Raw genomic sequence first — 17,376 nt, forward strand, 5'->3', positions numbered from 1 at the left:
TCCCGGCAAATGGCTTATCGCTATATAGTTCAGGACATAACGATAACCCCAAGGAGCTGTCTTCATGCGTATCCGCCCGTCCCACCTGGCCTTCACTGCCCTGGCCAGCCTGTTCGCCTTCAACACTGCCTGGGCCGACGAAGTCCAGGTCGCGGTCGCAGCCAACTTCACAGCCCCCATCCAGGCCATCGCCAAAGACTTCGAGAAAGACACCGGACACAAACTGGTCGCTGCCTACGGTGCCACCGGGCAGTTCTACGCCCAGATCAAGAACGGCGCACCCTTCGAAGTGTTCCTCGCCGCCGACGACAGCACCCCGAAGAAGCTTGAAGAAGAGAAGGAAATCGTCCCCGGCTCGCGCTTTACCTACGCCATCGGCACCTTGGCCCTGTGGTCTGCGAAGGAAGGCTACGTGGATGCCAAGGGTGAAGTGTTGAAAAAGAACGCATACAAACACCTGTCCATCGCCAACCCGAAAGCGGCACCTTACGGCCTGGCCGCCACTCAGGTACTGGACAAGCTGAAGCTCACCGAAGCCACCAAAGGCAAGATTGTCGAAGGCCAGAACATCACCCAGGCCTTCCAGTTTGTTTCCACCGGCAACGCCGAGCTGGGCTTCGTCGCCCTGTCGCAGATCTACAAGGACGGCAAGGTGACCAATGGCTCGGCCTGGATCGTGCCGTCCAACCTGCACGACCCGATCCGCCAGGACGCCGTCATCCTCAACAAAGGCAAGGACAATGCGGCCGCCAAAGCACTGGTCGAATACCTCAAAGGCCCGAAAGCCGCAGCGGTGATCAAGTCCTACGGTTATGAACTCTGATGCCACTGGATGCCAGTGACCTAGGTGCCATCTGGCTGACCGTGAAACTGGCCAGCCTGACCACCCTGATCCTGCTGGTTATCGGCACACCCATCGCCTGGTGGCTGGCGCGCACGCGCTCATGGCTGCGCGGGCCGGTGGGGGCGGTGGTGGCATTGCCCCTGGTGCTGCCACCAACGGTGATCGGTTTCTACCTGCTGATCGCCCTCGGCCCACACGGCTGGCTCGGCCAGGCTACCCAGGCGCTGGGCCTGGGTAGCGTGGTGTTCAGCTTCACGGGCCTGGTGATCGGCTCGACGGTGTATTCCATGCCGTTCGTGGTGCAGCCGCTGCAAAATGCCTTTGGCGCGATCGGCCAGCGGCCGCTGGAAGTCGCCGCGACGCTGCGCGCCAGCCCATGGGACACCTTCGTTCATGTGGTACTGCCGCTGGCCCGCCCCGGCTTCGTCACTGCCAGCATCCTCGGCTTCGCCCATACCGTGGGCGAGTTTGGCGTGGTGCTGATGATCGGTGGCAACATCCCCGACAAGACCCGCGTGGTCTCGGTGCAAATCTTCGATCACGTCGAAGCCATGGAGTATTCGCAAGCCCACTGGCTGGCCGGTGCCATGCTGGTGTTCTCTTTCCTGGTGCTGCTCCTGCTGTACGCCGGACGCCGCGGCAAAGCTGGCTGGAGCTGAAATGACCGCATCGATTGTGGCGCGCCTGAAACTGGCGCGCGACGACTTTACCCTGGACGTCGACCTGCACCTACCTGGGCGCGGTATCAGCGCGCTGTTTGGCCACTCCGGCTCTGGCAAGACCAGCTGCCTGCGCTGTCTGGCGGGGTTGGAACGCGCTGCTAGCGCGTACATCGAAGTCAACGGCGAAGTCTGGGAAGACAGCACCCGTGGCTACTTCCAGCCCCCCCACTTGCGCCCAGTGGGCTATGTGTTCCAGGAGGCCAGCCTGTTTGCGCACCTGTCGGTGCGCGGCAACCTGGAGTTCGGCTGGCGCCGGGTAGCCGCCGCTGAGCGCAAGGTCAGCCTCGACCAGGCGTGCCAGCTGCTAGGTATCGGGCACTTGCTGGAACGCCGCCCGGCAACCCTGTCGGGCGGCGAGGCGCAGCGCGTGGGTATTGCTCGCGCCCTGCTCAGCAGCCCAAGGCTGCTGTTGATGGACGAGCCGCTGGCGGCCCTCGACGGGCCGCGCAAGCGCGAGATCCTGCCGTACCTGGAGCGCCTGCACGACGAACTGGACATCCCCCTGGTGTATGTCAGCCATGCCCAGGATGAAGTAGCGCGACTGGCCGACCACCTGGTGTTGCTGGAGCAAGGCCAGGCAGTCGCCAGCGGCCCGATTGGCCAAACCCTGGCGCGCCTCGACCTGTCGCTGGCCCAGGGCGAGGATGCCGGCGTGGTGTTCGAAGGCATGGTCGTGGGGCATGACCCGCACTACGACCTGCTCGACTTGCGCCTGCCCGGCAGCAGCGGGCCGCTGCTGCGCATTGCTCACCCGGCGCATGTGATGGGCAGCACGCTGCGGGTCAAGGTACAGGCCCGGGACGTCAGCCTGGCGCTGACGGCCGACAGCACATCGAGCATCCTCAACCGCCTGCCAGTATGTGTGCGCGAGAGCCGCCCGGCGGCCAACCCGGCGCATGTACTGGTCAGCCTGGATGCCGGTGGCAATGCCTTGCTTGCACGTATCACCCGCTTCTCGGCAGACCAGCTCGGCTTGCACACGGGCCAGGTACTGTTCGCCCAGATCAAGTCGGTGGCCCTTTTGGGCTGAGCATCCTTCGCACGGCTGTTGTCCACTGATCAGTGACTTGATCGAGGCCAGCCCCTGATGCTCGACTGCCCCCTGCCACGCACCCTGCACTACGTTGACGACAGCCAGCCAGGCATGACCCGGCGACGCTGGCGCGACCGTTTCATCTACCTGGATGCCGACGGCCAGCGGGTGCGCGACAGCGACACCTTGGCGCGCATCGCCGCGCTGGTGATTCCCCCGGCCTACACCGATGTATGGATCTGCGCCGACCCGCAGGGCCACCTGCAGGCCACCGGTCGCGATGCCCGTGGCCGCAAGCAGTACCGCTATCACGCGCAGTGGCGCGAACTGCGTGACCAACACAAGTATGGGCGCATGCTGGCCTTTGCCCAGGCACTACCAAAGCTGCGCGCGCAACTGGAAGCCCACCTGGCGCGGCCAGGGCTGGACCGGGAAAAGGTCATGGCATTGGTGGTGAGCCTGCTGGACCACACCCTGATCCGCATTGGTAACCAGCGTTACCTGCGCGACAACCAGTCTTATGGCCTGACGACCCTGCGTAACCGCCATGTGCAGGTCAAAGGCAGCACCATTCGCTTTCAATTTCGCGGCAAGCGTGGCGTCGAACACAACGTCACCCTCAACGACCGACGCCTGGCCAGCCTGCTCAAACGCTGCATGGAGCTGCCTGGCCAGACACTGTTTCAATACCTGGACGAAGACGGCCAGCGCCACAGCGTAGGCTCCAGCGAGGTCAACCAGTTCCTGCAGCAGTTGACCGGCGCAGACTTCACCGCCAAGGACTACCGCACCTGGGCCGGCAGCAGCCTGGCGTTGGACCTGCTCAAACCCCTGGCCTGGGAACCGGAGAGTGAAGCCAAACGCCAGGTCGCCGCGATAGTCCGCCAGGTCGCCACGCGCCTGGGCAATACGCCGGCAGTGTGCAGACGCTGCTACATCCATCCGGCAGTGCTGGAGCACTATGCCCAGGGACGTCTGGCCCAATTGCCCAAGAGCCGCGTGCGCAAAGGCCTGGACCCCGAGGAAGTGGCCTTGCTGCTGTTTCTTCAGGTACTCGAGGAACAGGACGGCGATTAAGAGTGTCTATTCAGCCCATGATGCGAAGAAATTTCCCATTAGCCGCCAAGCCCCCTATTCTTGCCATCGAGCACCTTGGCCGACAAACCGTTGACGGTTTGCGTCGGCACCTGCAACTGAAGACACGCAACAGAATTTGTCTGTCGGGGAATTACTATCCGCCGAAAGCGTCTTTAATGAGAAGGAAGAGGGACAAGCTCCCGCCGTTGCGGCAACTAGCCCTGCGGACTTTTACATCACCAAGGAGAACTACATGCTGATACTCACCCGTAAGGTTGGCGAAAGCATCGTCATCAACGATGACATCAAAGTCACCATTCTGGGCGTCAAAGGGATGCAGGTGAGGATCGGTATCGATGCACCTAAAGATGTCCAGGTCCATCGCGAAGAAATCTTCAAGCGCATCCAGGCCGGCAGCCCAGCCCCGGAGAAGCACGACGACTCGCACTGAGCCCAAACTCCTCGAGGGGTGCATGGAAGCGCTCGACCGCCAGCCTCAGGTGCCCAGCAACTGACGCACTTTGGCGATCATCTCATCCATGTCGAATGGTTTGTCGAATATGGCGGCGAACAGGGCCGGGCATCCTTGGCTGGCCTGCGCGCCGCTCATGAGAATGACCGGCAACTCGCTTAACGCCGGGTCCTCGCGCATCGCACGCACCAGCTCCTCACCATTGAGCAGCGGCATCATGTAATCGGTGATGACCAGTTGCACGCGCTTTTCCTTCAGCGCCTCCAGCGCCTTGCAGCCATTACTGGCCTTTTCCACCAGGTAACCTTCGTCCTCCAGGGCAAAGCCGAGGATATCGGCGATCAGGTACTCGTCATCGACGATCAGGATCGTGTTCATCGGCCCGTCCGTCACCCACTCCCCTGCGGCGTCGGCGTTCCCGAGAGCACACCACAGGCGCCTTCGAACGCCTTGCGCAAGGTAATGCCCTGCGGCCCGATCAGCAGTTCGTGCAAGGCAGGGTCATGGTGGCTGTCACGCACCTTGAGGATCGACAGCATGCGCCGCAGTTGCGAGTCCAGCTCGACAAAGCGCAACAGCATCAGGTTGTCGACGATGCTCGACAGATCCGGCGCGGGGGCGCTGATTTCCGAGCCGAAGATGTCGCGCATTTCCCAGGTGAGCATCACGCTGACATCGCGCGCGCGCAGCTCACCGGCCAGCGCGCGGAAAAACGCATTGAGCCGCGTCGGGTCGATGGCCAGGCGGCTGAATGCGCCAAGGCTGTCGATCAGCACCCTCTTGCTGCCCTGCGCTGCAACACGCTCGAGCAGCCGCGCGCCGACCTGGTCCAGCAAGCCCTCGGTGGTTGGCTGCCAGCACAGCTGCAAGCTACCGCCCTGCTCCATCGCGGCAAAATCGTAACCCAGCGACGCTGCCTTGCTACGCAGGCGTTCAGGCGTTTCGTAGAAACCAAAATGCAACCCTGGCGCCTGCGGGGTGCTGGCCCCTAGAAAGGCCAGGCCCAATGACGTCTTGCCAATACCCGAAGGCCCGATCAACAGGCTAACCGAGCCCGTGGCCAGGCCGCCGCCGAGCATTTCATCGAAGGTTGGCACACCGCTGCTGATGCGCGCCAATGTGCCGCTGCCCAGATGGCTGGGGTGGCTGAACAACGCTTCCAGGCGTGGGTAGACGTGCATGCCTGCTTCATCGATACGGCATTCGTGACGCCCCGAAAGTGCCGCACTGCCGCGCGTCTTGCGCAGCTGCACATGGCGCACGGCGCGGCTGCCCACCAGCTGCTCACCCAGCTCGATCACGCCATCGACCATGGTGTGCTCCGGGCTGCCCTCGTCCAGCCGGGCACTGGTCAGCAGCAGTACCGTGCAGCCGGCGAAGGCCGCATGGCCCTGCAATTCAGAGACGAACTTTTTGGTGTCCAGCGCCGTTTCCGCACGCACCCGGGCATTGAGCACGCCGTCGACGATCAGCAGGCTTGCCTGTTGCCGAGCGATTTCCTGGCGCAGCAGCCGCACCACGGCGTCCAGCCCATCCTGCTCAAGGGTGTCGAAAGCGCTGACGAATTGGATCTGGTCGCCGACCAACGCCGGGTCGAAGAAGTCCAGGGTGGACAGGTACTGAAACAAGCGCTCATGCGACTCACTCAACAAGGTGGCCACCAGCACCCGACCACCGCCCCGCACATGGCCGCAGGCCAGCTGGTTGGCGAGGATGGTCTTGCCCGCTCCCGGCGGCCCCTGGATGATGTAGGAAGCACCGGCCACCAGGCCGCCCTTGAGCAACGCGTCGAGCCCATCGATCCCCGTTACCAGCCGCCTGAGTGCCTGTGCCATGTTGTCTACCTGTCGAGTGGGCTATCCGTCTGCTCCTGATACATTGGCAAGTACAGTTGCATGCAAGTTCCCCGGCCAGGCTCGCTGTCGACACAAATGGCGCCGCCACTCTGCCGGGCGAAGCCATACACCTGGCTAAGCCCCAGGCCCGTGCCCTTGCCAAACGGCTTGGTGGTGAAAAATGGCTCGAAGATACGTGGCAATACCTCGGCGGGTATGCCTTCACCGCTGTCTTCCACCTTGAAACGCACAAAGTTGCCATGCAACGCTTCAACCTCGCCGGCCAGCTCGACCACATCGACCGTCAGGCCGATCCGGCCCTGACCGGCGATGGCATCACGGGCATTGAACAACAAGTTGAGCAAGACCATTTGCAGTTGCCCGGCATCCACCTCGATCAACGGCAGGTCCGGTTGCAGCAGCACGTTCAGCTCGATCGAGCTGGGTAGTGCATGCTCAAGCAAACCACGGGTAGCGGTCACCAGGTCTGCCGGGGCAACACTGGCCACATCAAGCTTGCGGTGGCGGGCAAAGCTGAGCAGTTGCTGGGTCAGCTCAGTGCCGCGTTGACCGGCATCGAGGATGTGCTGCAGCATGCGCTGGGCGCGTAGCGGGTCCTGGGTGGCCAGCGCCAGACGGGCCGAGCTGATGATGATGGTGAGCATGTTGTTGAAGTCGTGCGCCAGGCCACCGGTCAACTGGCCGAGGGCTTCAAGCTTCTGCGCCTGGAACAGCTGGGCGCGCACCGCGTCCAGCTGCAACGCCGACTCTCGGCGATCGGTTATGTCGCGGGTCACCTTGGCCAGGCCGACGATCTGGCCATTGTCATCGCGGATCACATCCAGCGCAGCCAACGCCCAGAACTGCGTACCGTCCTTGCGCACCCGCCAGCCTTCGTCCTGCGCCACGCCCTGCTCCAGCGCCTGGCGCAGCAGGCGCTCGGGGCGGCCATCAGCACAATCCTGCGGGGTGAAAAACAACGAGAAATGCTTGCCGATCACTTCATCGGAACGGTAGCCCTTGATTCGTTGCGCGCCGGCATTCCACGACACCACATGGCCGGAGGGGTCGAGCATGTAGATGGCGTAGTCCACCACCGACTGAACCAACTGTTCATAGCGGTGGGCAGGCATGACGGGGTGGTCGAGGCAATCAGCTGAAACCATGCAAACTCCACTGGCACAGCAGGGGGACAGGATGAGCGTAGCCCAGCGTACCCATCAATGAGCAGCCGTGCGACGACAGGCGGTCAGCGTTCCGTTTCGACCAGCACCGGGCTGATGCGCCGCGGCATGGCCACTCTCAAAAGCCACAGGCCGACCAGCATGATCAAGCCACCGCAGGCCAGGGCCAGAAGACGCTGCTGCTGAGTATGCTCCGCATCGAAGCCCAGCATTAACAAATAACCGCCCAGGCTGAGCAGGCTGATGTAAAGAAACGCACCCAGCACGACCACCAGGGCGAACAACAGTCGCCAGAATAACCGTGGACGCACGATACGCTCGCCAGCTTGGCGCTGAGTCATCGCTGAACACTCTTGGATCCAATAAAGAGGCAACAGTGGCGTAATGACAGCAAGGTGTCAATTGCCCATTCGATCGCCCCTTCTTTCTGATGATCTTAGGTGCTGCAGTTGACTCAACTATAACGATGGGTTATAAAGCGCGCTTGATTGCGAAGCCCTTCTGCCTGGAAGCGAGCTGGTCGTTGCGACCCCTTCAAGCGTGCGAGTGTGGTGGAATTGGTATACACAGCAGACTTAAAATCTGTCGGCGTGAGCCTTGCGGGTTCGAGTCCCGCCACTCGCACCAAATTTCGTTGAAAAGGCGCCCTTGCGGCGCCTTTTTGCTGCCTGCCAGCAATGTGTTACGCAGCTGCTAGAGTGGAGCTAGTACCCTCTACTGGAACGCCGCCATGCGCTACTCCCTGTTCGATGGTCAACGTGACATCATCATGCTCATCGCCCGCATACTGCTGATGATCCTGTTCGTCTTGTCAGGCTGGGCCAAGCTGACCGGCTTCGATGGCACGGTCGGCTACATGACCTCGCTGGGCGCCCCTGCCCCGATGCTGGCGGCAGCGATTGCCGTCATCATGGAGTTCGTCGTCGCCATCCTGCTGATCCTCGGCTTCTACACGCGGCCGCTGGCGTTTCTGTTCGCGCTGTTCGTGCTGGGCACGGCGCTGCTCGGCCACCCGTTCTGGAACATGGTCGACCCCGAACGCAGCGCCAACATGACTCAGTTTCTGAAGAACATGGCCATCATGGGCGGCCTGCTGCTGCTGGCGGTCAGCGGCCCAGGGCGCTTCTCGGTGGACGGTCGCTGACTCAGTCGTCGTCGCAATCATCGAACCAAGCTGGGTGATCGCGCTCTTCGTCATCGAGGTCATCCAGCGTTTCCTCGTCTTCTTCCACCTCATCCTCGGCGCCCTGGGCATCTGCCTCGTGCTCCACATCGTCGTAGAGAAATTCGTGGTCGAGCAGGTGATCGTGCTCGGGTTCGTGCAGGTCGTCTTCGTCGTGCATGCTGGCTCCAAGGGTTATGGCACGCCTATATAGGCTGATCAGGATGTCGGGTCAATGCGTTGTCGCTTAATCCTGGGTTAACCGGCCAGGCGCAGCCTGCAGGCTCTCCCTTCAAACGTCTTTGCCCGCCTGTCATGGCGGGCTTTTTTATGGCGAAGCAAACTTCGGCCCAGAGGATGACAGCCTCATGACCTGACCTTCACGAAATGTCGACATCCGCATGGGCACACTGATCCTGCTCCGTACGTTCTTGCAGCCCGCCGCATCATTGCCGCGGGCTTTTTTTTTTTTTTGACGAAGGGCTTGCGCCCCCTCCCCGCTACTGCAGTTTGCTCAAGGCAACTGCCCATCCCATGACCTGAAGCAGTTTTGCCCGGCCAGGCAAGGTCTATGCTGTTCCAGCGATAACCCAAGCTCACATCGGATAGACACGGAGGCTCTTATGAAAGCTGCTGTTGTTGCACCAGGCCGGCGCGTGGACGTGGTAGAGAAAACCCTGCGCCCCCTCCAGCACGGCGAAGCGCTGCTGAAGATGCAATGCTGCGGTGTGTGCCACACCGACCTGCACGTGAAAAATGGCGACTTCGGTGACAAGACCGGTGTAGTACTGGGCCACGAAGGCATTGGCGTAGTCCAGGAAGTTGGCCCCGGCGTCACCTCGCTCAAGCCAGGCGACCGCGCCAGCGTTGCCTGGTTCTATCAAGGTTGCGGGCATTGCGAGTACTGCAATAGCGGCAACGAAACCCTGTGCCGCGAAGTGAAGAACTCCGGCTATACCGTGGACGGCGGCATGGCCGAGGCTTGCATCGTACAAGCCGACTATTCGGTCAAAGTACCCGACGGCCTCGACTCCGCTGCCGCCAGCAGCATTACCTGCGCCGGCGTCACAACCTACAAGGCGGTGAAAATCTCCAACATCCGCCCCGGGCAATGGATCGCCATCTACGGCCTCGGCGGCCTGGGCAACCTGGCCCTGCAATATGCCAAGAACGTATTCAACGCCAAAGTGATCGCCATCGACGTCAACGAAGAGCAACTGCGCTTCGCCAGCGAGATGGGCGCGGACCTGGTCGTCAACCCACTCAACGAAGACGCCGCGAAGGTTATCCAGGCCAAGACCGGTGGCGCCCACGCTGCCGTGGTTACCGCCGTGGCCAAAGGCGCCTTCAACTCGGCCGTCGATGCCTTGCGCGCTGGCGGGCGACTGGTTGCCGTCGGGCTGCCGTCGGAATCCATGGACCTGAACATTCCCCGCCTGGTGCTGGATGGGATCGAAGTGGTGGGCTCGCTGGTAGGTACACGCCAGGACCTGCAGGAGGCGTTCCAGTTTGCCGCTGAAGGCAAAGTGGTACCCAAGGTGACCCTGCGGCCGATCGAGGATATCAACCAGATCTTTGACGAGATGCTGGAGGGCAAGATCAAAGGGCGCATGGTGATCCAGTTCGAAGGTTGATAGCCTAAAGGCAGATCATTTCGAACATACACAAAGCCCGTAGATGATCATCTACGGGCTTTTTGCCTTCTCTGTAGTCAAGGAACAGACCATGAGTTTCGATTGGCATGCCGGGCCGATAACCCGCACCACTGTGCTCGACAAACATTACCGCAACACGCAGAAGGTGCGTCAGTTTCTGCTCAGCGAGTGTGGGCCGGCGTTCAGGTTCGACCGCACCTTCATGGCCTGGATCAAGAGTGGCACGCCGTTGACCATGGGCGACGTGGCGGACGAATGGCTGCGTACCCATCGGTGAGCGCCAACTTCGGGCGTCAGCAGGCAGCCATGCGCTGTCCTACGATCGGATTCGGCAGCCGCTTCTTTCAGTATCTTGTCCAACGATTCAACCATGCTGGAATAATCCATTCCCTGACTCCGTCGTTGGTGAGTTACGTTCAACGATAGCTTGCAAAGGTTTCAGAAATGCTGGAGGAAATGCCTAGGTACAAAAGCACGCTCATCTCTGGTGATGACAAATGATCGGGGCACGAGGTTCAAAGAAAACCGCTCATCTTTCGAGGGACGCACATGGCGATTCGCAGCCTGGCCAAAAATCTCCCACCTGACCCAGGCAATCCAGGCTGGGTGCTTGGATGGGGCGTGCTACGCGACCGGCACCCATGGCATTTTGTCGACGTGTTTGCCGATCAGCACACTGCCAAGGTCGAGGCAGAGCGCCGCGGCGCTAGCTACGTGGTCGAGTACGGATCGCACCGGCTTGGGTCGAATGAATTCGTCTGCGGGGCAAGCTTACCCGAGGGCTAGCCAGTCAACGTGTTACACATGAAAAACGGATGCTAACAAGCTGGCCTACAAGGATCCACAGGCATTCGAGGCGGACACAGCGGCTTTTCCAACGGGCAAATAAAAACCCCGCAGACGTTAATCTGCGGGGCTTTCGAATGGTGGAGGCCGAGGTCGGAATCGAACCGGCGTAGACGGATTTGTAATCCGAGCTGCGTTTCCTTGTATTTCAATAACTTACGAAAAAATTTGTTCCGCATAGACGCATTTCCACTTCGGCTGCAGCCCTTTAAAATCAAGGGGTACATCAGGAGTTGCGGAACTGAAAATGGTTGCTTTCGACCCAAAGTGAATATAGCTGGAGAGACAGGCCAGGAAGCAGATCTGGGCTATGCAGTAGCACCGATCTGGCGCATGGTGTGCCCCAAATTTTGATCAGAGCGACAAAGCTTCGCACGGCTGCTCATTCTCGCTGACACCAGCCCTAACCCTCTGTAAGACCTATTCAACTCTTGCACCCGCCAGCACACTCCCCCTGCCCTAGGGTAATCGGGGATACAATCCTCCCAATAAACCTTATCAGCAGCTGAGCGGGAGCACCCAATGACCAAAAGCTACTCGACGGACAGCCTGGATCACGAACTTTCCGAGACCTGCAGAAGCGCCTGCGCCGATTATCTCAAGTACCTGGACACACTCCTCGTCCCAGTTTTTAAAGAGCTGAGAAGCACCTCTGACAAGCGCAACCTGAAGTTGCATCAAGTTATTGGAGCCAATCTCTGCGCCGCACACGCCATCGACTACATCATCGCTATCCGGCAGGCGCTCGGAATGAAGGAGCCTCGAGGAGCTCTACTCAAAGTCTTTGATACTGAATACGCAATAGCTGGCAGTCGAATCAAGGAAGGCAAAATGCCCCTGGTGGACGCGGTAAACAACGCCATGAAACACATACGCATTGAGCCGAAGCGTTACAAAAGCTTAATACAGCAGTATGGTCAGGTCAGCTTTGAGTGCCTAGTCGAGCACGAAGGGAGAATACTTTGCCTTCTGGATGGATTTCGATTTGATTACGTCCGAGTTGTGCTTCTTCCCGTCCTGGAAGCGCTATGCGCATGGCACTTCGAAGGCGAGGAGGAAGTTGCGGAGTTCGCCCGAGGTGGCATGAACGATATGGATTTCGGAGTTTACTCCGGGGACGATGATGATGACCCGATCGATGCCCTGATCAACGCTTGCAATCCCACCTGCATCAACTGCGACGAGAGCGAAGAGGATTGCCATTGTGCGGAGTACGTTTTTTCTGGCGAAAAAGGGGAGTTCGAAGCCCGGTTTGCGACCAGTACAGAACTGGACTCCCTCCTATCCGCAGTCTCAGGCGCCTACCGACGAGACAGGCTTATCTGAAGCAATCGCCGTTAGACTCGAGATTGGCAACGGTTTTCAAGACCGTACCATGAACGCTTAGTACTTGCGGGGTCAACGGTGAAATCGATTCCAAAACAATGACGAAACGGCAAGGCTACAGGCCGCGCACCGCAAGGCTCGCCGTTTCAGTTTTGAAATCGATTATCGCCTTAATTGAGCCTCATCGCTTGGCCTATCGAAGGCCGGCAAGCGGATTTACACTCGACAGTTACTTTTGAGGTTCTGCAGTTCTCTCCTCTCTAAGGAGTGATCACCAGGCGTCGAAATTTTCTTCTCAAGCAGATACATATTTACAGCAGCATCGATCAACCCGTCGACAACAGTAGAGTTTTGATTAATATTATACTTATCATCACTTAAATATAGAGCATGATACTTAAACTGACCCCTAATCGTTTCGCACCACCCACGCTCACTCTTAAGCTCATCATTCCCCAGAATCTCCTCCGCCGCAAAAACTAAAAACCCGACATAGTTCTCATATCTTTCAAGATCTTCACCAGACTTAAAAGTTTTATATACTGGACTCTCAAGCGGATAAGATGCCGCAGAAAGCCTAGGATTAGCAAACGCCATCTCCAAATAGCTCTTATACAAATCCTTAACGGAAGAAACCCTTGACTCTTCTAGTTGATTATTTGCAACGACTGCCGCGCCAACCGCAACAATCATTGTAGCAAAACTAGATATTGCGGAAGCTCGTGAATATCGCCCATTGCAAAAATTAAACACAACAAAAGAAGCAAAAGTTACAGCAAAAATACAAATTACGACCAACATCCAGCCACCTTAGCTCAATCAAATCAAAACAATAAATTGGCGCTACCATTCAACAGCCCCAAAATTTAAGCGTGCATTCCCACACCAAATAACAATACCTGATTACACAAGCCACTCGCTAGTAGCTTGCCATCTAACGGCAGTACTAGTTATCTCCCGGCGCGTCGAAAAATACCATAGGGCGGACGCGGCAGCCTTCCCTGTGGTGGCGGTGGCGGTGGCGGATGATGCAGCGGGAAAAATTAGTAGAGTTCAGCCATACTCCAGAGATGTTTTGCTCGTTTTGAAGAGTTCCTGAAAGTTAGGAAAGCCCGTATTTACGGGCCTTGCAGCCCTCCCTGCCACACTGCATCCCCCTCAAAAACACAGCCATTGGTACAGAAATTGGTACGAGCTGGAGGAACCCAATTTGAAAGTTCTCTCATCTGAAGCCGCCCAGGAAATCGTCGAGTCAGCATTCGCCCCATTCGAGTACGCGGTCCAGTTCACCAAGTACAAGGAAAGCTTGGGTTTCCAGGCTAAGGATTCCGATGGAACCCCTCTTACCACCAGAGAGGGCCTGGGCAAGACTGTGTACCGAGACCCACAGGAACTCACACTAGACATTGAACTGGCTCGGGATGACCTGACCAAGCGAGGTTTTTCTCTTGAGCCGTGGATGCCGCCGGCCTGAATAACTTCCAGTACTGCAGCAGTAGTGCGAGAAGGGAACGTCAGGCCGCGCCGTTAGCGGCCTGCGAGTCGCATCTGTCTAATACGGTTCTACTAGGCTCTGTATGAAAACCTTTGAAATGTCGCCAGCGACTCTGGAGGCCCGATTTTCCGTAGAGTTCTCGCCTTTTAGGCAAAGGATTCTGCCATGCCCAAGCGCTACGAACTTTCCGACGCAGACTGGGATTTAGTCGCTGATCTTTTTACAGCTTATCGACGTACCGGACGCCCAAGAGTCGATGATCGCTTGATGTTGAATGGCGTGTTGTTGGTACTTTGCTCCGGTGCGGCATGGCGAGACATGCCAGAGCGATTCGGCCCTTTGTCCACTGTCTATCAGCGCTTTCGAGATTGGCGAAACCAAGGAATCTTCAACAAGATGCTCAAGCGTCTGCACGTCAAACTCAACGCTCAAGGCTTGATCGACCTGGACACCTGGTGCATTGACTCAACGGCAGTCAAAGCGACCCGGGCCTCCTCTGGGGCAGGCAAAAAAGGGGGCGGAAGAACCAGCGGACCACGCACTTGGGAGAAGCCGGGGTGGGTTAACAACGAAAATTCACATGGTCTGCGACACTCGAGGTGTGCCGCTGCACTTCATCCTTTCTGGCGGACAAGCCAGCGATATCTCCAACGCCCAACCCTTGCTGGACGGCGTCCACATTCCCACCGAACGAGGCAGGCCGCGTAAGCGATGCCGCAAGTTGATTGCTGACAAGGGCTACGACGCGGAGTCTCTACGGCAGTACTGTGACCGCTATCGCATGCAACCTGTGATTCCCTATCGAGTCATGAAACGCAAACCTAAACCGGGTTTGCCGCGCCTATTCGATAAACCCAAGTATCGGGAACGGAACGTTATCGAGCGGCTGTTTGGCTGGTTGAAAGAGCACCGCCGTCTGGCGACCCGTTACTGCAAGCTCGCGAAAAGCTATGCGGCGATGGTCACGCTGGCCTGCTGGCGGCGGTGTCTAAGACATTACTTTTCGTACAGAACCTAGGACTGCCCATACAGGGCGCCATCCACATCCTCAACCCCGTTGATGTTCATCCCGAGTTGAGCCATGCCATTGACCTTGGCGTCGTGCAATCAAGGGATAATGTCAGGGCTAGGTGCAGGGTTGAACACCCATGCCTGGGTCGCCACTCGGCCCAGCGGCTCGCTGTGGTGGTCACCGATGTGGATGTCGGCACGCAGGGGCTGGATCTTCCCGAGCTGATTTGAAGGGATGGCCACACCCTGTTGGAGCTTATAGAGTGGGCCGGGATCAAGGAACAGGGCGAGGCGATGACGCTGATCATTCATCATCTGCATGGCCTTGGCCCTGGCGGTGCGCTGCCGCTTTTGGAATCCCCACGCCACAAAATAACGGTGTTACCAACTGTGGCGCGAAAGCTTGAGAAATTCCGGGCAAGCAAGGCCCTACGGGTCCAATGTAAGGAGTGACTTTTCAGCTAATTGTGTCGGTCGGAATTAAATCTCCAAACCCCCACACTGCTGTTCCGATCAACACGAGCACGACTGAAATTTTTTTGAACAACGTAATCTGGGAGCCATATCGCTCTGGAAGATCAGCAAAGGTTTGTCCGGCGTAACCATTGGGTATAAGGACATCGCTCATACCCTGCGCACCCAGGCTGGACAAATACGCAAATCCAGCCATCACCGCTCCAGATCGCGAAATCCAAGAGCTTGGCGCATCAAACCGATAACAGATTGCAGCAGCAACTATCGGAGTGAGGACTGCCAGAAGGCCCCAACCAAAGAAACTGCGCCTAGCCTTCTGTAATGGCCGCTCATACAGATCGAGATTCAAATTTTCCAAATTTGCCTACCTAGTCGTTCAGCAAAACTAGTATCAATACCCTATCCAAAACTAAATTACCACCATGCCGCATCCGGCCACAGAGGGAGGCGCATACTTGGAGAATGCCATGAGCTACTTCTACAAAACCGAATCCCCGAAGGTCCTGCCGTCGCGCGCACCTACGGCGATAATGTGTACCTGAACCTTGGCAACAAGGCCGCTGACGGCGATGTCGATGGCCTGGCTGGGATCGTCAGCAGCGAGTACGAGACAGCCCGGCAACATGTTCTCCACGCGCGTAAAGCGGTCTGCCCCTACGGCGCTGTCCGCCCGCGCCCTCCTTCATCATTACTTCGTAGCCGAATTATCAATCCGCTAGGCTGACTGTAATGTAGCGTAGGTCGTTGCAAGCCAAGTAAAGCTTACCGCTCGACCCCAAACCCAAAGTCCCGAACACGAGTGCGTATGCACCAGCAAGATCTTCGGTATCTGCGAGCTTGAACCTATTAGCGAAATGGCTAACCAGGGTAGCGTTTACAACTGTGCTCACGTTGCTTTGTCCACCGCTGTTTAGCCAAACCTCGCCCTGGGAACCAAACCTCGCGTCCGATAACATCCCCCAGAAACCTCGATACTGGCCTACTAAAGGCTTGATCGCTTCGCTGAACGGGACAAAGAAGTCTCTGACTCTAAATTGGCCCGCTGGCAACGCTATGATTTGATCTGAAGTCCGAAACTGGTCTGAAAGCATCAGGTTTTTGAGCAGCGTGCTAAGCCGCCTGTGCATTATGGCCGTCCTACGTCCATTCCCTCCTGTAAACCGCCCACCCCTGCCTGTGGGATCGGTCGGTTCTACCGGATCTACGTGAGTAACTTCATGAGCACCAAAAGCGAAATCGATCTCGATGCGCTCGCCATGGTTGATTCGCTCTTCTTGGGGCAACCCTGACCCCCCACGATATCGAGATTCCACAGCCGCCAGGTCGCAGCCCAATGCGTGGGGCCTAGCGCCAAAACACGCAGCCTGTCCGCTCGTTGATTCTTTCCTAAAAAAAGCCCTTGCACCACATTTGGGGCAAACAAGTAATTGCCTGTACTCCTGAACACGCTTTTCACCAAGCGCCTCAAATGCGGGGGCAGTGTAGGTAATTCCATCCTTCGTACACCGAGCGACATCCATTTTCAAACCTCCCAATACTGAACCCAAAATGATAGCGGCCACTAGCCACCACAGGTCAACCCTATCGCTGGGAGAGTTCTTTACTGGATAAGCTCGCAGGAAGGATCTCGCATTTTCTTAAGAGCCCGATCTGACATCCTCGCATGAGATTTCCCCATGCTCACAGAAAACCGATCCAGCAATACCGAAATGGTCAGCGTGCCGAGGAGGCTGCTTGAGACGATCCGCAGCTTTCACCGGACGCAGCGAGACTCAACTGACCTTGCCCGAGCCAAAGCGCGAGCAGAGCTGATTGATGTCCTGGCGCAACCAGCCTCACAACACCCCGAGCCTATAACCTGGACGGTTGGTACTGACATCTGGTGGACCAAAGAAGAGGCAGAGCGGGATGCGGCAGCGACTGGGCTGCCAATTATTCCGGTCGGGCCGATGACCGATGCAGGTGATATCGGTCTGGCCTGCGAGATGCTCCGCAGGGCCTTGCGGCGCGAGGACAAATGGGATGTTTCTCTGCAGTAGCCGAAAAAAACAGATCTTCGAGCTTCACAGTAAGCTGGCTGACCTGCCAGAGCGGCTGATCTCCGCCATAGAGCGAGAACAGGAGCACTGTTCGCAAGAAGACTACCTGATGGACTCCGACGATTGCATCAAGGTTATCTGTGAGTCCTTGACCGCCATCTGTGTTCTGGTGCCCCAAGATCAACCTTATTAGAGCATCCC

The 17,376-nt window shown here is 58.1% G+C and carries 20 protein-coding genes, 1 tRNA gene and 2 pseudogenes; 15 read left to right on the top strand and 8 right to left on the bottom strand.

Going from position 1 to position 17,376, the window contains the following annotated elements; all coding sequences use genetic code 11:
• Positions 1-64 precede the first annotated feature (64 nt).
• The 5 genes from modA to csrA all read left to right on the top strand — a co-directional run bounded on the left by modA (position 65) and on the right by csrA (position 4,127).
• The gene (gene modA / locus AB5975_27895) at positions 65-823 is read left to right on the top strand and encodes a molybdate ABC transporter substrate-binding protein (GenBank protein ID XDR20212.1); all 759 of its coding nucleotides are present in this window, start codon (positions 65-67) and stop codon (positions 821-823) included.
• Complete coding sequence (modB, locus tag AB5975_27900; GenBank protein XDR20213.1) at positions 823-1,503, top strand: molybdate ABC transporter permease subunit; 681 nt, start codon at positions 823-825, stop codon at positions 1,501-1,503. The genes modA and modB overlap by 1 nt, the downstream gene beginning before the upstream one ends.
• Position 1,504: 1 nt before the next feature.
• A complete protein-coding gene (modC, locus tag AB5975_27905) occupies positions 1,505-2,596 on the top strand; it encodes a molybdenum ABC transporter ATP-binding protein (protein ID XDR20214.1) in 1,092 nt (363 codons plus the stop codon).
• A 57-nt stretch (positions 2,597-2,653) separates the two neighbouring features.
• On the top strand, positions 2,654-3,676 hold the full coding sequence (locus AB5975_27910; GenBank protein XDR20215.1) for a DNA topoisomerase IB: 1,023 nt from the start codon (positions 2,654-2,656) through the stop codon (positions 3,674-3,676).
• 253 nt (positions 3,677-3,929) lie between these two features.
• Entirely contained in the window at positions 3,930-4,127 is a 198-nt protein-coding gene (gene csrA, locus AB5975_27915) for a carbon storage regulator CsrA (GenBank protein ID XDR20216.1), read from the top strand.
• Between the two features lie 45 nt (positions 4,128-4,172).
• Here csrA and AB5975_27920 read toward each other — a convergent pair whose 3' ends face one another.
• The 4 genes from AB5975_27920 to AB5975_27935 form a co-directional block, all read right to left on the bottom strand.
• Positions 4,173-4,526: a response regulator gene (locus AB5975_27920; GenBank protein XDR20217.1), complete on the bottom strand. Its 354-nt coding sequence runs from the start codon at positions 4,524-4,526 to the stop codon at positions 4,173-4,175.
• A gap of 11 nt (positions 4,527-4,537) precedes the next feature.
• Positions 4,538-5,983, bottom strand: a complete 1,446-nt coding sequence (locus tag AB5975_27925; GenBank protein ID XDR20218.1) for an ATPase domain-containing protein — start codon at positions 5,981-5,983, stop codon at positions 4,538-4,540.
• Between the two features lie 5 nt (positions 5,984-5,988).
• Positions 5,989-7,149 (bottom strand): nitrogen regulation protein NR(II), encoded by a 1,161-nt coding sequence (locus AB5975_27930; protein ID XDR20219.1) that lies wholly within the window; start codon positions 7,147-7,149, stop codon positions 5,989-5,991.
• Positions 7,150-7,232: 83 nt separating this feature from the next.
• Positions 7,233-7,508: a hypothetical protein gene (locus AB5975_27935; protein XDR20220.1), complete on the bottom strand. Its 276-nt coding sequence runs from the start codon at positions 7,506-7,508 to the stop codon at positions 7,233-7,235.
• A gap of 201 nt (positions 7,509-7,709) precedes the next feature.
• On the opposite strand from AB5975_27935, the gene AB5975_27940 reads away from it, so the two are divergent.
• Positions 7,710-7,794 (top strand) — tRNA-Leu (locus AB5975_27940).
• A 103-nt stretch (positions 7,795-7,897) separates the two neighbouring features.
• Entirely contained in the window at positions 7,898-8,311 is a 414-nt protein-coding gene (locus tag AB5975_27945) for a DoxX family protein (GenBank protein ID XDR20221.1), read from the top strand.
• A gap of 1 nt (position 8,312) precedes the next feature.
• Here AB5975_27945 and AB5975_27950 read toward each other — a convergent pair whose 3' ends face one another.
• Complete coding sequence (locus tag AB5975_27950) at positions 8,313-8,510, bottom strand: hypothetical protein (protein ID XDR20222.1); 198 nt, start codon at positions 8,508-8,510, stop codon at positions 8,313-8,315.
• Between the two features lie 442 nt (positions 8,511-8,952).
• Here AB5975_27950 and adhP point away from each other — a divergent pair, with 442 nt between their 5' ends.
• The 4 genes from adhP (at position 8,953) to AB5975_27970 (ending at position 12,156) form a co-directional block, all read left to right on the top strand.
• Positions 8,953-9,963: an alcohol dehydrogenase AdhP gene (gene adhP / locus AB5975_27955; protein XDR20223.1), complete on the top strand. Its 1,011-nt coding sequence runs from the start codon at positions 8,953-8,955 to the stop codon at positions 9,961-9,963.
• Between the two features lie 91 nt (positions 9,964-10,054).
• Positions 10,055-10,261 (top strand): DUF6434 domain-containing protein, encoded by a 207-nt coding sequence (locus AB5975_27960; protein ID XDR20224.1) that lies wholly within the window; start codon positions 10,055-10,057, stop codon positions 10,259-10,261.
• 272 nt (positions 10,262-10,533) lie between these two features.
• Entirely contained in the window at positions 10,534-10,770 is a 237-nt protein-coding gene (locus AB5975_27965) for a hypothetical protein (GenBank protein XDR20225.1), read from the top strand.
• Positions 10,771-11,352: 582 nt separating this feature from the next.
• Entirely contained in the window at positions 11,353-12,156 is an 804-nt protein-coding gene (locus AB5975_27970; GenBank protein ID XDR20226.1) for a hypothetical protein, read from the top strand.
• A 216-nt stretch (positions 12,157-12,372) separates the two neighbouring features.
• Here AB5975_27970 and AB5975_27975 read toward each other — a convergent pair whose 3' ends face one another.
• Positions 12,373-12,957: a hypothetical protein gene (locus AB5975_27975; GenBank protein XDR20227.1), complete on the bottom strand. Its 585-nt coding sequence runs from the start codon at positions 12,955-12,957 to the stop codon at positions 12,373-12,375.
• Positions 12,958-13,366: 409 nt separating this feature from the next.
• On the opposite strand from AB5975_27975, the gene AB5975_27980 reads away from it, so the two are divergent.
• Positions 13,367-13,630: a hypothetical protein gene (locus tag AB5975_27980; GenBank protein XDR20228.1), complete on the top strand. Its 264-nt coding sequence runs from the start codon at positions 13,367-13,369 to the stop codon at positions 13,628-13,630.
• 186 nt (positions 13,631-13,816) lie between these two features.
• Positions 13,817-14,669 (top strand): IS5 family transposase gene (locus AB5975_27985; protein XDR20229.1). Its coding sequence is split into 2 segments (ribosomal slippage): positions 13,817-14,172 and positions 14,171-14,669, totalling 855 coding nucleotides; the frame shifts between segments, so codons are not numbered across the junction.
• Here AB5975_27985 and AB5975_27990 read toward each other — a convergent pair.
• Positions 14,666-14,977 (bottom strand): annotated as a pseudogene (locus tag AB5975_27990) (hypothetical protein). The gene AB5975_27985 and the pseudogene AB5975_27990 overlap by 4 nt on opposite strands.
• Between AB5975_27990 and AB5975_27995 the strand changes: the two are divergent.
• Positions 14,909-15,115: pseudogene (locus AB5975_27995) on the top strand (hypothetical protein). The pseudogenes AB5975_27990 and AB5975_27995 sit on opposite strands and share 69 nt — an antisense overlap.
• A gap of 4 nt (positions 15,116-15,119) precedes the next feature.
• On the opposite strand, the gene AB5975_28000 reads toward AB5975_27995, so the two are convergent.
• Positions 15,120-15,494: a hypothetical protein gene (locus AB5975_28000; protein XDR20230.1), complete on the bottom strand. Its 375-nt coding sequence runs from the start codon at positions 15,492-15,494 to the stop codon at positions 15,120-15,122.
• A 1,318-nt stretch (positions 15,495-16,812) separates the two neighbouring features.
• Between AB5975_28000 and AB5975_28005 the strand changes: the two genes are divergently transcribed.
• On the top strand, positions 16,813-17,175 hold the full coding sequence (locus AB5975_28005; protein ID XDR20231.1) for a hypothetical protein: 363 nt from the start codon (positions 16,813-16,815) through the stop codon (positions 17,173-17,175).
• Positions 17,176-17,376: the final 201 nt, after the last annotated feature.

Origin of the sequence: Pseudomonas putida (genome assembly GCA_041071465.1) — a bacterium.
Lineage (GTDB): Bacteria > Pseudomonadota > Gammaproteobacteria > Pseudomonadales > Pseudomonadaceae > Aquipseudomonas > Aquipseudomonas putida_P.

What these genes read in the sequence shown, in the direction of transcription:
- modA (XDR20212.1), top strand. Translation starts at nt 65, where the DNA reads ATGCGTATCCGCCCGTCCCACCTGGCCTTCACTGCCCTGGCCAGCCTG.
- modB (XDR20213.1), top strand. Translation starts at nt 823, where the DNA reads ATGCCACTGGATGCCAGTGACCTAGGTGCCATCTGGCTGACCGTGAAA.
- modC (XDR20214.1), top strand. Translation starts at nt 1,505, where the DNA reads ATGACCGCATCGATTGTGGCGCGCCTGAAACTGGCGCGCGACGACTTT.
- AB5975_27910 (XDR20215.1), top strand. Translation starts at nt 2,654, where the DNA reads ATGCTCGACTGCCCCCTGCCACGCACCCTGCACTACGTTGACGACAGC.
- csrA (XDR20216.1), top strand. Translation starts at nt 3,930, where the DNA reads ATGCTGATACTCACCCGTAAGGTTGGCGAAAGCATCGTCATCAACGAT.
- AB5975_27920 (XDR20217.1), bottom strand. Translation starts at nt 4,526, where the DNA reads ATGAACACGATCCTGATCGTCGATGACGAGTACCTGATCGCCGATATC.
- AB5975_27925 (XDR20218.1), bottom strand. Translation starts at nt 5,983, where the DNA reads ATGGCACAGGCACTCAGGCGGCTGGTAACGGGGATCGATGGGCTCGAC.
- AB5975_27930 (XDR20219.1), bottom strand. Translation starts at nt 7,149, where the DNA reads ATGGTTTCAGCTGATTGCCTCGACCACCCCGTCATGCCTGCCCACCGC.
- AB5975_27935 (XDR20220.1), bottom strand. Translation starts at nt 7,508, where the DNA reads ATGACTCAGCGCCAAGCTGGCGAGCGTATCGTGCGTCCACGGTTATTC.
- AB5975_27945 (XDR20221.1), top strand. Translation starts at nt 7,898, where the DNA reads ATGCGCTACTCCCTGTTCGATGGTCAACGTGACATCATCATGCTCATC.
- AB5975_27950 (XDR20222.1), bottom strand. Translation starts at nt 8,510, where the DNA reads ATGCACGACGAAGACGACCTGCACGAACCCGAGCACGATCACCTGCTC.
- adhP (XDR20223.1), top strand. Translation starts at nt 8,953, where the DNA reads ATGAAAGCTGCTGTTGTTGCACCAGGCCGGCGCGTGGACGTGGTAGAG.
- AB5975_27960 (XDR20224.1), top strand. Translation starts at nt 10,055, where the DNA reads ATGAGTTTCGATTGGCATGCCGGGCCGATAACCCGCACCACTGTGCTC.
- AB5975_27965 (XDR20225.1), top strand. Translation starts at nt 10,534, where the DNA reads ATGGCGATTCGCAGCCTGGCCAAAAATCTCCCACCTGACCCAGGCAAT.
- AB5975_27970 (XDR20226.1), top strand. Translation starts at nt 11,353, where the DNA reads ATGACCAAAAGCTACTCGACGGACAGCCTGGATCACGAACTTTCCGAG.
- AB5975_27975 (XDR20227.1), bottom strand. Translation starts at nt 12,957, where the DNA reads ATGTTGGTCGTAATTTGTATTTTTGCTGTAACTTTTGCTTCTTTTGTT.
- AB5975_28005 (XDR20231.1), top strand. Translation starts at nt 16,813, where the DNA reads ATGCTCACAGAAAACCGATCCAGCAATACCGAAATGGTCAGCGTGCCG.